Annotated in this window: 12 protein-coding genes; 9 read left to right on the forward strand and 3 right to left on the reverse strand. The window is 64.8% G+C overall.

What is annotated here, in order from left to right:
- Positions 1-82: 82 nt before the first annotated feature.
- From odhB to NLM15_RS02190, 5 genes are all read left to right on the forward strand, one after another.
- Positions 83-1,324, forward strand: coding sequence for a 2-oxoglutarate dehydrogenase complex dihydrolipoyllysine-residue succinyltransferase (gene odhB / locus NLM15_RS02170; protein ID WP_254115054.1), 1,242 nt, complete (start codon positions 83-85; stop codon positions 1,322-1,324).
- A gap of 55 nt (positions 1,325-1,379) precedes the next feature.
- Entirely contained in the window at positions 1,380-2,141 is a 762-nt protein-coding gene (locus NLM15_RS02175; RefSeq protein ID WP_254115055.1) for an SDR family oxidoreductase, read from the forward strand.
- Between the two features lie 57 nt (positions 2,142-2,198).
- Positions 2,199-3,599 carry a dihydrolipoyl dehydrogenase gene (gene lpdA / locus NLM15_RS02180; protein WP_254115056.1) on the forward strand — a complete coding sequence of 467 codons (1,401 nt, stop codon included), beginning with the start codon at positions 2,199-2,201 and terminating at the stop codon, positions 3,597-3,599.
- Positions 3,600-3,633: 34 nt separating this feature from the next.
- Positions 3,634-4,164 carry a hypothetical protein gene (locus tag NLM15_RS02185; RefSeq protein ID WP_254115057.1) on the forward strand — a complete coding sequence of 177 codons (531 nt, stop codon included), beginning with the start codon at positions 3,634-3,636 and terminating at the stop codon, positions 4,162-4,164.
- Positions 4,165-4,355: 191 nt separating this feature from the next.
- On the forward strand, positions 4,356-5,531 hold the full coding sequence (locus NLM15_RS02190) for an IS481 family transposase (protein WP_254115031.1): 1,176 nt from the start codon (positions 4,356-4,358) through the stop codon (positions 5,529-5,531).
- Between the two features lie 54 nt (positions 5,532-5,585).
- Here NLM15_RS02190 and NLM15_RS02195 read toward each other — a convergent pair whose 3' ends face one another.
- Positions 5,586-6,176 (reverse strand): DUF4337 domain-containing protein, encoded by a 591-nt coding sequence (locus NLM15_RS02195; protein ID WP_254115058.1) that lies wholly within the window; start codon positions 6,174-6,176, stop codon positions 5,586-5,588.
- Between the two features lie 90 nt (positions 6,177-6,266).
- The gene (locus NLM15_RS02200; protein WP_254115059.1) at positions 6,267-7,232 is read right to left on the reverse strand and encodes a tyrosine recombinase XerC; all 966 of its coding nucleotides are present in this window, start codon (positions 7,230-7,232) and stop codon (positions 6,267-6,269) included.
- A gap of 122 nt (positions 7,233-7,354) precedes the next feature.
- Here NLM15_RS02200 and NLM15_RS02205 point away from each other — a divergent pair, with 122 nt between their 5' ends.
- Complete coding sequence (locus NLM15_RS02205; protein ID WP_254115060.1) at positions 7,355-9,565, forward strand: primosomal protein N'; 2,211 nt, start codon at positions 7,355-7,357, stop codon at positions 9,563-9,565.
- Between the two features lie 205 nt (positions 9,566-9,770).
- Here NLM15_RS02205 and NLM15_RS02210 read toward each other — a convergent pair whose 3' ends face one another.
- On the reverse strand, positions 9,771-10,277 hold the full coding sequence (locus NLM15_RS02210) for a septal ring lytic transglycosylase RlpA family protein (protein WP_254115061.1): 507 nt from the start codon (positions 10,275-10,277) through the stop codon (positions 9,771-9,773).
- 637 nt (positions 10,278-10,914) lie between these two features.
- Here NLM15_RS02210 and NLM15_RS02215 point away from each other — a divergent pair.
- The 3 genes from NLM15_RS02215 to NLM15_RS02225 all read left to right on the forward strand — a co-directional run bounded on the left by NLM15_RS02215 (position 10,915) and on the right by NLM15_RS02225 (position 14,022).
- Positions 10,915-11,475 carry a F0F1 ATP synthase subunit delta gene (locus NLM15_RS02215; protein WP_254115062.1) on the forward strand — a complete coding sequence of 187 codons (561 nt, stop codon included), beginning with the start codon at positions 10,915-10,917 and terminating at the stop codon, positions 11,473-11,475.
- On the forward strand, positions 11,475-13,004 hold the full coding sequence (gene atpA / locus NLM15_RS02220) for a F0F1 ATP synthase subunit alpha (RefSeq protein WP_254115063.1): 1,530 nt from the start codon (positions 11,475-11,477) through the stop codon (positions 13,002-13,004). The genes NLM15_RS02215 and atpA overlap by 1 nt, the downstream gene beginning before the upstream one ends.
- Before the next feature lie 142 nt (positions 13,005-13,146).
- Entirely contained in the window at positions 13,147-14,022 is an 876-nt protein-coding gene (locus NLM15_RS02225) for a F0F1 ATP synthase subunit gamma (protein WP_254115064.1), read from the forward strand.
- Positions 14,023-14,070 lie beyond the last annotated feature (48 nt).

The raw sequence follows: 14,070 nt of genomic DNA on the forward strand, positions 1-14,070 counted from the left end.
ACGGCGTACTGGATTGCCCGCCTTCGCGGGCAATGACGTTTGAATTCATGACCGCACTGGCGATCTCCTTAAGGAAAAGACCATGACTGAAATTCGTGTGCCGACGCTCGGCGAATCCGTCACCGAGGCCACCATCGGCCGCTGGTTCAAGAAGGCCGGCGATCCCGTCGCCGTCGACGAGCCCTTGGTGGAGCTCGAGACCGACAAGGTCACCATCGAAGTCCCGGCGCCCTCCGCAGGCACGCTGAGCGAGATCATCGCCGCCGATGGCGCGACCGTTGCGGTCGGCGCGCTGCTCGGCCAGATCACCGACGGTGCCGGCGCTGCGAAGCCCGCCGCCGCGCCCGCCAAGCCCGCGGCTGCCGCTCCTGCTGCGGCTGCTGCCGCGCCGGCTCCCGCTGCGGCGAAGGCGCCGCCGGCCGACGCCCCGCTCGCCCCGTCCGTGCGCAAGCTCTCGGCCGAGACCGGCATCGACGCCTCGACCGTTCCGGGCTCCGGCAAGGACGGCCGCGTCACCAAGGGCGACATGCTCGCCGCGATCGAGCGTGCGGCGTCCGCGCCGACCCCGGTCAACCAGCCCGCCGCCGCCGTGCAGGTTCGCGCGCCGTCGCCGGCCGATGACGCCGCCCGCGAAGAGCGCGTCAAGATGACCCGGCTGCGCCAGACCATCGCGCGCCGCCTCAAGGACGTGCAGAACACCGCGGCCATGCTCACGACCTTCAACGAGGTCGACATGACCAACGTCATGGCGCTGCGCGCCCACTACAAGGATGCGTTCGAGAAGAAGCATGGCTCGAAGCTCGGCTTCATGGGCTTCTTCACCAAGGCCGTCGTGCAGGCGCTGAAGGACATCCCGGCCGTCAACGCCGAGATCGACGGCACCGATCTGATCTACAAGAACTACTATCACATCGGCGTCGCCGTCGGCACCGACAAGGGCCTCGTCGTGCCGGTCGTGCGTGACTGCGACCACAAGTCGATCGCCGACATCGAGAAGGGCATCGCCGATTTCGGCCGCCGCGCGCGTGACGGCCAGCTCAAAATCGACGAGATGCAGGGCGGCACCTTCACCATCACCAATGGCGGCATCTACGGCTCGCTGATGTCGACCCCGATCCTGAACGCGCCGCAGTCCGGCATCCTGGGCATGCACAAGATCCAGGAGCGCCCGATGGTCGTCGGCGGCAAGATCGAGGTCCGCCCGATGATGTATCTGGCGCTGTCCTACGATCACCGCGTGATCGACGGCAAGGAAGCCGTCACCTTCCTGGTTCGCGTCAAGGAGAGCCTGGAAGATCCGGCGCGTCTGGTGCTCGATCTCTGATCCCTGATGCTCTGCGAGCGCCGTCGCTCTCTCGCGCGACGGCGCGTGTCGAACAATGGAGGCGCGCGTGACGGATAAAGTCGTTGTCATCACCGGCGGCAGCCGCGGCATTGGGCGGGCAACTGCGATCGCGGCGGCCGCGCGCGGCTATCGCGTCGTGGTCGGCTATGCCAGCAACAAGCAGGCCGCCGACGAGGTCGTCGCGCAGATCGCGGCGAGCAACGGCAAGGCCATCGCGGTGAAATGCGATGTCGCCGAAGAAGGCGATATCGTCGAGCTGTTCAAGCAAGCGGACAAGTTCGGCACGCTTGGCGCGCTCGTCAACAATGGCGGCATCGTCGGCAAGAGCGGCGTGCGCGTCGACGAGATGTCGGCCGAGCGCATCCAGCGCGTCATGGCGGTCAACGTCACCGGCTCCATCCTCTGCGCGCGCGAAGCCGTGAAGCGGATGTCGACCAAGCACGGCGGCAAGGGCGGCGTCATCGTCAATCTGTCATCGGTCGCTGCCAAGCTCGGTTCGCCGAACACCTACGTCGACTATGCGGCGTCCAAGGGCGCGATCGATTCCTTCACCATCGGCCTCGGCTACGAGGTCGCAAGCGAAGGCATCCGCGTCGCGGGCATCCGCCCCGGCCTGATCGACACGGAAATCCATGCCGCCGGCGGCGAGCCCGACCGTGCCCATCGTCTGGCCCATATGGTGCCGATGAAGCGCGTCGGCACCGCCGACGAAATCGCCAACGCCATCGTCTGGCTGATGTCGGACGAGGCGTCCTACGTCACCGCAGCCACTCTCGATGTGTCCGGCGGACGCTGACGCGCCGCGCGGACGCTGACACATCCTCATCACGCTAAACTTACGGGACTTCCTCTCATGGCTACCTACGATCTCGTCGTCATCGGCACCGGACCTGGCGGTTATGTCTGCGCGGTGCGCGCAAGCCAGCTCGGCATGAAAGTCGCCGTGGTCGAAAAGAACGCCACGCTCGGCGGCACCTGCCTCAATGTCGGCTGCATGCCGTCGAAGGCGCTGCTGCACGCGTCCGAGATGTTCGAGGAAGCCGGGCATTCCTTCGCCAAGATGGGCGTGTCCGTTTCCGCGCCGAAGCTCGAATTGCCTGCGATGATGAACTTCAAGCAGCAGGGCATCGACGGCAACGTCAAGGGCGTCGAGTTCCTGATGAAGAAGAACAAGGTCGACGTGCTCAAGGGCACCGGCAAGATTCTTGGCACCGGCAAGGTCGAAGTCTCCGCCGACGGCAAGTCGCAGGTGATTGAAACGAAGAACATCGTGATCGCCACCGGCTCGGACATCGCGCGTCTCAAGGGCATCGAGATCGACGAGAAGCGCATCGTCTCGTCCACCGGCGCGCTGTCGCTGGAGAAAGTGCCCGGCAGAATGCTGGTGATCGGCGCCGGTGTGATCGGGCTTGAGCTCGGCTCGGTGTGGCGCAGACTCGGGTCCGAAGTCATGGTCGTCGAATTCCTCGATCGCATCCTGCCCGGCATGGACGGCGAGATCGCGAAGCAATTCCAGCGCATCCTGGAAAAGCAGGGATTTGCGTTCAAGCTCGGCTCCAAGGTCACGGGTGTCGAGAACAATGGGAAGGCGCTGCTCGCAAAGATCGAACCGGCTGCCGGTGGCGCGGCCGAGACGATCGAAGCCGACGTCGTTCTCGTCTGTATCGGCCGCGTGCCGTACACGGATGGGCTTGGCCTGAAGGAAGCCGGCGTTGCGCTGGACAATCGCGGCCGCGTGCAGATCGATCCGCATTTCGCCACCAGCCTCAAGGGCGTCTACGCCATCGGCGACGTCGTCGCCGGGCCCATGCTCGCGCACAAGGCCGAGGATGAAGGCGTCGCGGTCGCCGAGATCATCGCGGGCCAGTCCGGCCACGTGAACTACGACGTTATCCCAGGCGTCGTGTATACCACGCCGGAAGTGTCCGCCGTCGGCAAGACCGAGGAGGAGCTGAAGCAGGCGGGCGTCGCTTATACCGTCGGGAAGTTTCCCTTTACCGCCAACGGCCGCTCCAAGGTCAACCAGACCACCGACGGCTTTGTGAAGATTCTCGCAGATGCGAAGACCGATCGCGTGCTCGGCGTGCACATTATCGGCCGCGAAGCCGGCGAAATGATCCACGAGGCCTGCGTTCTCATGGAGTTCGGCGGCAGTGCGGAAGATCTCGCCCGCACCTGCCACGCGCATCCGACCCGCTCGGAGGCCATCAAGGAGGCCGCGCTTGCGGTCGGCAAGCGGGCGATCCATATGTAGGCGGCGCCCAGCGCCAAATCGGGCGGGACATCACATGCTACGCCGCCTACTTCAACCGGTCTGGGTCCTGCTGGCGATCATCTTCCTGATCGAAGCCTGGCTGTGGGACCATCTCGAGCCGATCGTTGCGCGGGTTGTCGCAATCATCCCGCTCGCCCGGTTCAAGCAATGGCTGTCGGAGCGTGTCGATGCGCTGTCGCCGGCGATGACGCTGATCGTCTTCGCCGTCCCGATCATCCCGCTGTTTCCGCTCAAGCTGGTGGGGCTGTGGCTGCTCGCGCACGAGTACTGGACCAGCGCGGTCTTCACCATCCTGTTCGCAAAGCTGCTCGGCGTCGGCGTCACCGCCTTCGTGTTCGACGTGACGCGCGACAAGCTCATGGAGATGCACTGGTTCGAGCGGATCTATGATCTCGTGATGAAGCTGCGCGCCAAGGCCGCCGAGCTGGTCGACCCGATCAAGCGGCGCGTCCGCGAGCTGATCGCCGGCAACGGCGAGGGTTGGTCGTCACGTACGCTCCGCCTGATCCAGCGTTTCCGCAAGAGCGTGCACGAGGCGCGCTGACACATACTCAGTGTCATTGCCCGCGAAGGCGGGCAATCCAGTATTCCAGAGACGTAAATCAAACACCGAGAAGCCGCGGCGTACTGGATGCCCCGGTCAAGTGTTTAGCCCGGACAGATCACTGACGGGTGTTCGGAGACATAGCTGACACATCAACATTGGCTGGATTGGTCCGATTCGGGAGGCCGTCCATGCCTTGGAATGAGGTGTCAGTAATGGATCAGCGCCACGAGTTTGTGCGGCTTGCTTTGCAAGAGGGAGCCAATCGGCGCGAGCTCTGCCGCCGGTTCAACATCAGTCCTGATGTTGGCTACAAGTGGCTGGCGCGCTGGCAGGCCGGTGATCGGGAGCTGGCCGACCGCTCGCGGCGCCCGCACGCGATGCCCAGGCGGAGTGAGCCCGCGGTCGAGACGCAGGTTCTGGCTGTGCGCGACAAGCATCCGGCCTGGGGAGCGCGGAAGATCGCCCATTGCCTGAAGCGGGGCGGGCAGACGGTGCCTGTGCCGTCAACGGTGCACCAGATCCTGTGCCGGAACGGCCGGGTCAGCCCCAGCGAGAATGCACCGCCAAATCCGGGGCACCGCTTCGAGAAGGAAGCTCCCAACCTGCTGTGGCAGATGGACTTCAAGGGGCACCTGCCGCTCGCCAACGGAACGCGCTGCCATCCGCTCACAATCGTCGACGATCACTCGCGCTATGTTCTGTGCCTGAAGGCCTGTGCCGACGAGCAGCGTCTGACCGTGCAGGATCACCTGACGGCGACGTTCCGCTGCTATGGCCTGCCGGAGGCCTTCTACACCGACAACGGCTCACCCTGGGGCGACACGTCCGGCATTCGTTGGACCGGACTGAAGGTGTGGCTGCTCAAGCTTGGCGTCAGGGTGGTCCATGCCAGGCCGTGCCATCCACAGGCCCGCGGCAAGAACGAACGCTTCCATCGCACCCTGAAGGCCGAGGTCTTTGCCATGCGCCGCTTCCGCACCCTCCCGGAAGTCCAGCGTGCCTTCGATGCCTGGCGGCCGGTCTACAATCTGGAGCGGCCCCACGAGGGCCTGGATATGCACGTCCCTGCCGATCGCTTCCGGCCAAGTGCCCGTGCCATGCCGGCCCGCGTTCCGAACGTCGCGTATGACAGCGGCGAGATCGTGCGCAGGGTCTCATCGACAAGACCCTACATCTCCTTCAAGGGGCGCTTCTGGAAAGTTCCCCAGGCTTTCGCACGCGAACGTCTCGCCATCCGACCGCTGGATCGTGACGGCCACTACGGAATCTTCTTCGCCAGCTGGCAGGTCGCATCCATCGACTTGACCAACGCCCAACCTGTCAGTGATGTGTCCGAACAGGTGTCAGCTATGTCTCCGGACTAAACATCAAGCCGGGGCATGACACTGTCTGTGTGGCTTCAAGCGCCCCGCATCAGCTCAATGCAAATGCAGCAGATGCGGCCACCACAGGCCGAGCGCGGTCATGAACAGGCCGGCGAGCGTCAGGATGCCGCCGACATAGGCGAGCGCGATCATGCCGGTGATGATGGTGGCCGAGGCCAGCACGATGCCGATCTGGAAGGCCGCCGACGCCAGCTCGAAGTGATGGTATTTCGCGGTCGCCTCGTCGCGCACGTGCTCGGCGTGCTTGGCCTTCTCGGCGAGCTGCTCGGTGCCTTCGCCGGTCTCCGGCTCGGAGCGGTAGCGTTGCGCGGTCTTGGTCCAGTCGTCGACCTGCTTCTGCACCGTCGCCTTCATGGCGTCGTCGGTCGTGGCGCCCAGCGTGAGCTTGCCCTGCTCGGCCGCGGTGATCACCACGGTGCGGCGGATGCTCTTGGCCTGGAAGAAGGCCCAGAGATTGGCCGCCTCGACGTTCTTGCTGATCGATTCGGTCTGGGCGCCCTTGCCGAGCGTTTCCGAGATCGCCAGGAACAGCGCCAGAATCGCGATCAGGAGCGCGATCTTCTTGTTCGAGCCGGACGCGTGTTCGGCGTGCTCGGCGTGCTCCATGCTTTCGTGTGCGCTCATGATTCCCCTCCGGTCTCGGTTCCTCACGATTGACCGAACCGCGGGCGCCGCGCAAGAGGGACGCGCGTTATGACAGCTTCATGTCAGGCTTCAGCGCCGCGGATGCGCGCTCGCATAGACCTCGAGCAGCCGCTCGGAATCGATCCCGGTATAGATCTGCGTGGTCGAGAGCGAGGAATGGCCGAGCAATTCCTGGATGGCGCGCAAGTCCCCGCCGCGCGACAAGAGATGCGTGGCGAAGGAATGGCGGAGCGCGTGCGGCGTCGCGCTGTCGGGCAGGCCGAGTGCGCCGCGCAGCCGCTCCATCGCGAGCTGGATGATGCGCGGGCTGAGCGGGCCGCCGCGTGCGCCGAGGAAGATCGGGCCCTCGGGAGGCAGCGGATACGGGCACATCGCGACGTACTCTTGCACCAGCTCGAGCACGTTTTGCAGCACCGGCACCATGCGGGTCTTGTTGCCTTTGCCGGTCACGATCAACACGTCGCCCTCGCCGGGACGCGGCACCTCGCGGCGCTTCAGGCCGAGCGCTTCGGAGATGCGCAGGCCCGATCCATACAGCAGCGCCATCACCGCGGCGTCGCGCGCCAGAACCCAGGTCTCGCGTTCCTCGCCGGCGCGCTCGTCGGCGTCCGCAAGGCGCTTTGCCGATGCCATCGGCAATGGCTTTGGCAGGCTCTTCGCAACCTTTGGCGCGCGGATCGCGGATAACGCGCCGACCTTGCCCTTGCCCTCGCGTTCGAGGAAGCGGCCGAACGAACGCAGGCCCGCCAGCGCGCGCATCAAGCTGCGGCCGGCAATGTCGTCGGCGCGGCGCATCGCCATGAAGGAGCGGATGTCGGTGGCTTCCAGCGCGGCGAAGCGCGCCAACGTGACGCGTTCGCCCCAATGGGAGCAGAGGAAATCCAGGCACTGCCTGAGGTCGCGGCCATAGGCCTCCAGCGTCTTCGGCGACAGCCGCCGCTCGGCGCCGAGATGCGACAGCCAGCGCGTCATCTCCTGCGCGATGTCAGGATCGGCGCTGGCGAGCTCGATTTGTGGGGCGGCCGCTTTGCTCATGCGCTCTGGACGTAATGATTCCGCACAGTATATCGCATCACACCCGTTTACTGTTCGCTAAGGCCGCCCCGGGGCGCTAGCCTTGAGGTCTCCAGGTTCCGATTCTCCCTCCAAGACACTTCATGGATCACTCGTCGCGCAGCAACGCCGCCCCCGCCAACGCGACCCGCATGGTCGACGTGCTGGTGCCGGTCGCGCTCGACCAGACCTATTCCTACAAGGTGCCGCGCGGGATGGAGCTGAAGGCGGGCGATCTCCTCAGTGTGCCGCTCGGCCCGCGCGAGGTGCTCGCCGTGGTCTGGGCTGAAAACGCCAATCCCGATCCGCGCCTGCACAACCGCCTCAAGGAGGTCAGCGAAAAGCTCGACATCCCGCCTTTGAAGCCCGAGTTGCGTTCCGTGGTCGACTGGGTCGCCAATTACACGCTGAGCCCGCGCGGCATGGTGCTGCGCATGTGCCTGCGGATGGGCGAGAATCTCGGCCCCGAGCGGGTGCGCGCCGGCGTGCGCCTGGTCGGCGATCCGCCGCGGCGGCTGACGCCGGCGCGGCAGCGCGTGATGGAGGTGCTGTCGGACCGGCTGCTGCACGGCAAGTCCGAGGCGGCCAAGGAAGCGGGAGTCTCGGCCGGCGTGATTGACGGCCTCGTCGACGAGGGCACGCTGACGGTCGAGCCGATGCCGCCGCCTCCGCCGCCGCCCGCGCCCGATCCGGAATTCGGCCGGCCGGATTTTTCGCCGCTCCAGCGCACCGCCGCCGATACGATGCGCGCGCTCGCCGCCAACGGCACGTTTCACGTCGCGCTGCTGGACGGCGTCACCGGCTCCGGCAAGACCGAGGTCTATTTCGAGGCGGTTGCGGAAGCGATCCGTCGGGGAAAACAGTCGCTGATCCTGATGCCGGAGATCGCGCTGACCGGCCAGTTCCTCGATCGTTTCGCGCAGCGTTTTGGCGTGCGCCCGATCGAATGGCATTCGGAACTGACGCCGCGCACCCGCGCGCGCAATTGGGCCGCGATCTCCGAAGGCACCGCCCCGGTCGTGGTCGGCGCGCGCTCGGCGCTGTTTTTACCTTACGCCAATCTCGGGCTGATCGTGGTCGATGAAGAGCACGACCAGGCCTACAAGCAGGACGAGGGCGTACATTATCACGCCCGTGACATGGCGGTGGTGCGGGCGCATATCGCCAAAATTCCGATCGTGCTGGCGTCCGCCACGCCGTCGGTCGAGTCCGAGGTCAATGCGCGCAAGACCCGCTATCAGCGCATCGCGCTGCCCTCGCGCTTCGGCGGCCAGCACATGCCGCATATCGAGGCCATCGACATGCGCCGCGAGCCGCCAGCGCGCGGGCGTTTTATCTCGCCGCGCCTCGCTTCCGAGATCAGAACGGCGATCGAAAAGCGCGAGCAGGCGCTGCTGTTCCTCAATCGCCGCGGCTATGCGCCGCTGACGCTGTGCCGCGCCTGCGGCCATCGCTTTGCCTGCACGATCTGCGATGCCTGGCTGGTCGATCACCGTTTCCGCCAGCGCCTCGTCTGCCATCACTGCGGCTTCTCGATGCCGCGCCCGCAGACCTGCCCGCATTGCGCGGCGGAGGAATCGCTGGTCGCGGTCGGGCCCGGTGTCGAGCGCTTGCAGGAGGAGGCGGCGGCGCTGTTCCCGAACGCACGCACCATGGTGCTGTCGAGCGATCTCATCACCTCGATCGAGACCATGCGCTCGGAACTTGCCGAGATCGCGGAGGGCCGCGTCGACATCATCATCGGCACGCAGCTCGTCGCCAAGGGCCACAATTTCCCGCGGCTCAATCTCGTCGGCGTGGTCGATGCGGATCTCGGCCTGTCCAACGGCGATCCGCGCGCCTCGGAGCGCACCTGGCAATTGCTCAACCAGGTGATCGGCCGCGCCGGGCGCGAGCAGGGCCGCGGCGTTGGCTATCTCCAGACCCACCAGCCCGATCATCCCGTGATGAAGGCGCTGATCGCCTGCGACCGCGAGGCCTTCTACGACAGCGAGATCGATCTGCGCGAACGCACGCTCTATCCGCCGTTCGGCCGGCTCGCGAGCCTGATCATCTCGGCAGGCGACCGTCCGAGCGCCGAAGGCCTTGGCCGCCGCCTCGTTGCGCTCGCCCCGCGCGACGAGCGCGTCGTGGTGCTGGGTCCGGCGGAGGCGCCGCTCGCCGTGATCAAGGGCCGTTACCGCTTCCGCATCCTGGTGAAATCGGCGCGCGGTTTTGATCTGTCGGACTATCTGCGCAACTGGCTCGCCGTGTGCCCGAAGCCGAAGGGCAATCAGAAGCTCGAAGTGGACGTCGACCCGCAGAGCTTTTTGTAGTTCTCCCCCGTCATTGCAAGCGAAGCGAAGCAATCCAGACAGTCTCCGCGGAAAGACTCTGGATTGCTTCGCTTCGCTCGCAATGACGGAAGAATAGAAAAACCCGCCGTCCCCCAAGACGGCGGGCTTGTTTTACCCGCTGATCCCGTCGCTCACAGGTCCATGCGGACGCTGACGGGAACTGCGGTGAGGCGCATCTCACGCCTTAGGAGACGACCTCCGCGGTGACGCGGCCGACGCCGGCACCGGTGAGGCCGATGGCGCGGGCAGCGCCCGTGGAGAGATCGAGAACCCGGCCGCGAATGAACGGACCACGGTCATTGATGGTGACGATGACGCTCGAGCTGCCATGGGTGACGCGCAGCTTGGTGCCGAACGGCAGCGAACGATGCGCCGCGGTCATGGCGTTCTGGTTGAAGCGCTGGCCCGAGGCAGTCCTGCTCCCGGATTCGTTGCCGTAGTAGGAGGCCATGCCGGAGAAGCTGCGGCCCGTGCCCGACGACGGCGTCATCGACGCATTGGCGTTGCGCCAATCGGCGGTCGTGTTGGTATCGTTCTGGGCGTGGTGGCGGTGATGATGGTGAGAATAGCGGTGGTGATGCCGGGATTTGGCAGAGGCTTCGGTGGCGGTTCCACCGACGACCAGGGTTGCGGCGATGAAAGCGATCGCCGTACGCGGCCGGGTCACGCCCAGCGTCTTCAAAGACAGCATTTATCAGTCCCTAAGCTAGTATTGCCACATATGTGGCAAGAGGAGCCCCTATCAGTTTGTGAGCGGGATCGCGTTTCGATTCCTAATGAGGCGTGAATTGGGCAGTAAATCTGTTCTATGTCGTCGTGTAATATCTTGTTACCGGCGGCCGATATTCAGCCGATGCTCCGTATCTTTCGGCTTTAACGATTTGTTAATCTAAAGATTACTTGCGAATACTGTAGATCGAAGTTGTTGTTCCCGATATTTAGAATTGGGTAAGTATTCGGAAGGTGGAACCGACGGGATCGGAATCACGCCTCAGCGATCTGTGTTCATGGCGGCTATGCGCTGGGAGCAGGAACGAATGGGCGTCGGGCCGCCGCAATGCTCGCGGCAATTCCGTGTCGTGGCAGTTCGCTGACGCGGCGCCGTCGTCTGCGACGAACTGGCGACAGAAGGTCGTGCCTTTAATTTGGCGTCATGTTGCACGTGCGCGCCTGCTATGATAGCAAAGCCGCGATTTTAACGGATCCGGCACCTCCCGTGTCGGCCGAAAATCGAAGTCCCGCTTGAATTCCAAGGGCTTGGATCGCTTGGCGCCGCGTTGTGGCGACGGTTTTTCCCTTGCGAATTTGACAGCAAAAAGAGCGCGTCTGTGGCTGCAGAAGATACGTCCGTTTCAGGTGTGTCCGGTCGTTATGCAACGGCCTTGTTTGAACTGGCCCGCGACCAGAAAGTGGTCGACGAGGTCAAGGCCGATCTCGATAAATTCGAGGCCTTGCTGAACGAAAGCGCCGATCTGAAGCGCCTCGTCCGCAGCCCGGTTTTCGCGGCCGATGCCCAGTCCAGGGCCCTCTCGGCCGTGCTGGACAAGGCGGGCATAGCCGGCATCTCCGCCAATTTCCTGAAGGTCCTGACCGCCAACCGCCGCCTGTTCGCGGTGGCTGACGTCATTCGCGCCTATCGCGCCCTCGTCGCCAAGTTCAAGGGCGAGACGACGGCCGACGTCACCGTGGCGGAAGCGCTTTCGGACAAGAATCTCGACGCCCTCAAGGTTGCCCTGAAGTCGGTGACCGGCAAGGACGTCGCGCTCAACGTGAAGGTCGATCCCTCGATCATCGGTGGCCTCGTGGTCAAGCTTGGCAGCCGCATGATCGATAGTTCGCTTCGCACCAAACTCAATTCGATCAAGCACGCGATGAAAGAGGCAGGCTGATGGACATCCGCGCCGCGGAAATTTCCGCGATCCTCAAGGACCAGATCAAGAATTTCGGCCAGGAAGCTGAAGTTTCCGAAGTCGGACAGGTGCTGTCCGTCGGCGACGGTATTGCCCGCGTCTACGGTCTGGACAACGTCCAGGCCGGTGAAATGGTCGAGTTCGAGAACGGCACCCGCGGCATGGCGCTGAACCTCGAAACCGACAACGTCGGTGTCGTTATTTTCGGCGCCGACCGCGAGATCAAGGAAGGCCAGACCGTCAAGCGCACCCGCGCCATCGTGGACGCGCCGGTCGGCAAGGGCCTGCTCGGCCGCGTCGTCGACGCGCTCGGCAACCCCATCGACGGCAAGGGTCCGATCCAGGCCGACAAGCGCATGCGCGTCGACGTCAAGGCGCCCGGCATCATTCCGCGCAAGTCGGTGAACGAGCCGATGGCGACCGGCCTCAAGGCGATCGACGCCCTGATCCCGATCGGCCGCGGCCAGCGCGAGCTGATCATCGGCGACCGTCAGACCGGCAAGACCGCGATCGCGCTCGACACCATCCTGAACCAGAAGCCGCTCAACGCGCAGCCGGACGAGAACATCAAGCTGTATTGCGTCTACGTCGCGATCGGCCAGAAGCGTTCGACCGTCGCCCAGTTCGTGAAGGTGCTGGAAGAGCAGGGCGCGCTCGAATACTCGATCGTCGTCGCCGCCACCGCTTCGGATCCGGCGCCGATGCAGTACATCGCGCCGTTCACCGGCTGCACCATGGGCGAATACTTCCGCGACAACGGCATGCACGCCGTCATCATCTATGACGATCTGTCCAAGCAGGCCGTCGCCTACCGCCAGATGTCGCTGCTGCTGCGCCGCCCGCCGGGCCGCGAAGCCTATCCGGGCGACGTGTTCTATCTGCACTCCCGCCTGCTCGAGCGCGCGGCGAAGCTGAACAAGGACCAGGGCTCGGGCTCGCTGACGGCGCTGCCGGTCATCGAAACCCAGGCCAACGACGTGTCGGCCTACATCCCGACCAACGTCATCTCGATCACCGACGGCCAGATCTTCCTGGAAACCGACCTGTTCTTCCAGGGCATCCGTCCCGCGGTGAACGTCGGTCTGTCGGTGTCGCGCGTCGGTTCTTCCGCGCAGACCAAGGCCACCAAGAAGGTCGCCGGCAAGATCAAGGGCGAGCTCGCGCAGTACCGCGAAATGGCGGCGTTCGCGCAGTTCGGCTCCGATCTCGACGCCTCGACCCAGCGCCTGCTCAACCGCGGTTCGCGCCTGACCGAGCTCCTGAAGCAGCCGCAGTTCGCACCGCTGAAGATGGAAGAGCAGGTCTGCGTGATCTGGGCCGGCACCAACGGCTATCTCGATCCGCTGCCGCTCAACAAGGTGCGCGCGTTCGAGGACGGCCTGCTGTCGCTGCTGCGCGGCAAGAACGCCGACATCCTCACCGCGATCCGGGACAGCCGCGATCTCTCCGACGACACCGCCGCCAAGCTGAAGTCGGCGGTCGAAGGCTACGCCAAGAGCTTCGCCTGATTGCTGCATGGCCGGGTCTACCGGCCATGACCGCTTCGCGAGAGGCAAGACAATACGAAGCGTGCCCGGCGCCCGGCCGGGCATCGCGTTAGGGACAGGCTAGCGGTTCGATGTTGCGTCGAACCGCCGGGGTGAACGAAGAATGGCGTCACTTAAAGACATGCGCGTCCGCATCGCCTCCACCAAGGCGACGCAGAAGATCACCAAGGCGATGCAGATGGTCGCGGCGTCCAGATTGCGCCGTGCCCAGCAGGCGGCCGAGGCGGCGCGGCCTTATGCCGACAAGATGAGCGCGGTGATCTCCAACATCGCCAGCGCTGCCGCGGGTTCGCCCGGCGCGCCGGCGCTGCTGTCCGGCACCGGCAGGGACCAGGTCCACCTGCTGCTGGTCTGCACCGGCGAGCGCGGCCTGTCTGGCGCCTTCAACTCCTCGATCGTTCGCCTCGCGCGCGAACGCGCCCAGGCGCTGATCGCGCAGGGCAAGGAAGTCAAATTCTTCTGCGTCGGCCGCAAGGGCTACGAGCAGCTCCGCCGCCTGTTCGACAAGCAGATCGTCGAGCATCTCGACCTGCGCAGCGTTCGCCAGCTCGGCTTCGTCAACGCCGAGGACATCGCCAAGAAGGTGCTGGCCCGTTTCGACAACGGCGAGTTCGACGTCTGCACGTTGTTCTACGCGCAGTTCAAGTCGGTGATTGCCCAGATCCCGACCGCGCAGCAGATCATTCCGCTGGTCGTCGAGGAAAAGGCGGCGAACGCGGCGACGACGTCCTACGAATACGAGCCGGAAGAGGACGAGCTGCTGTCCGGCCTGTTGCCGCGCAATATCGCGGTGCAGATCTTCCGCGCGTTGCTGGAAAACAACGCCTCGTTCTACGGCGCGCAAATGAGCTCGATGGACAACGCCACCCGCAACGCGGGTGAAATGATTCGCAAGCAAACCCAGATCTACAACCGAACCCGTCAAGCCCAGATCACCAAGGAGCTGATCGAGATCATCTCCGGCGCCGAGGCGGTCTGACGCACGAACTAAACGACGGTCGTTCAAGTACAGAATTTCGAAGGAGAG

This window comes from Bradyrhizobium sp. CCGB20 (assembly GCF_024199855.1).
Lineage (GTDB): Bacteria > Pseudomonadota > Alphaproteobacteria > Rhizobiales > Xanthobacteraceae > Bradyrhizobium.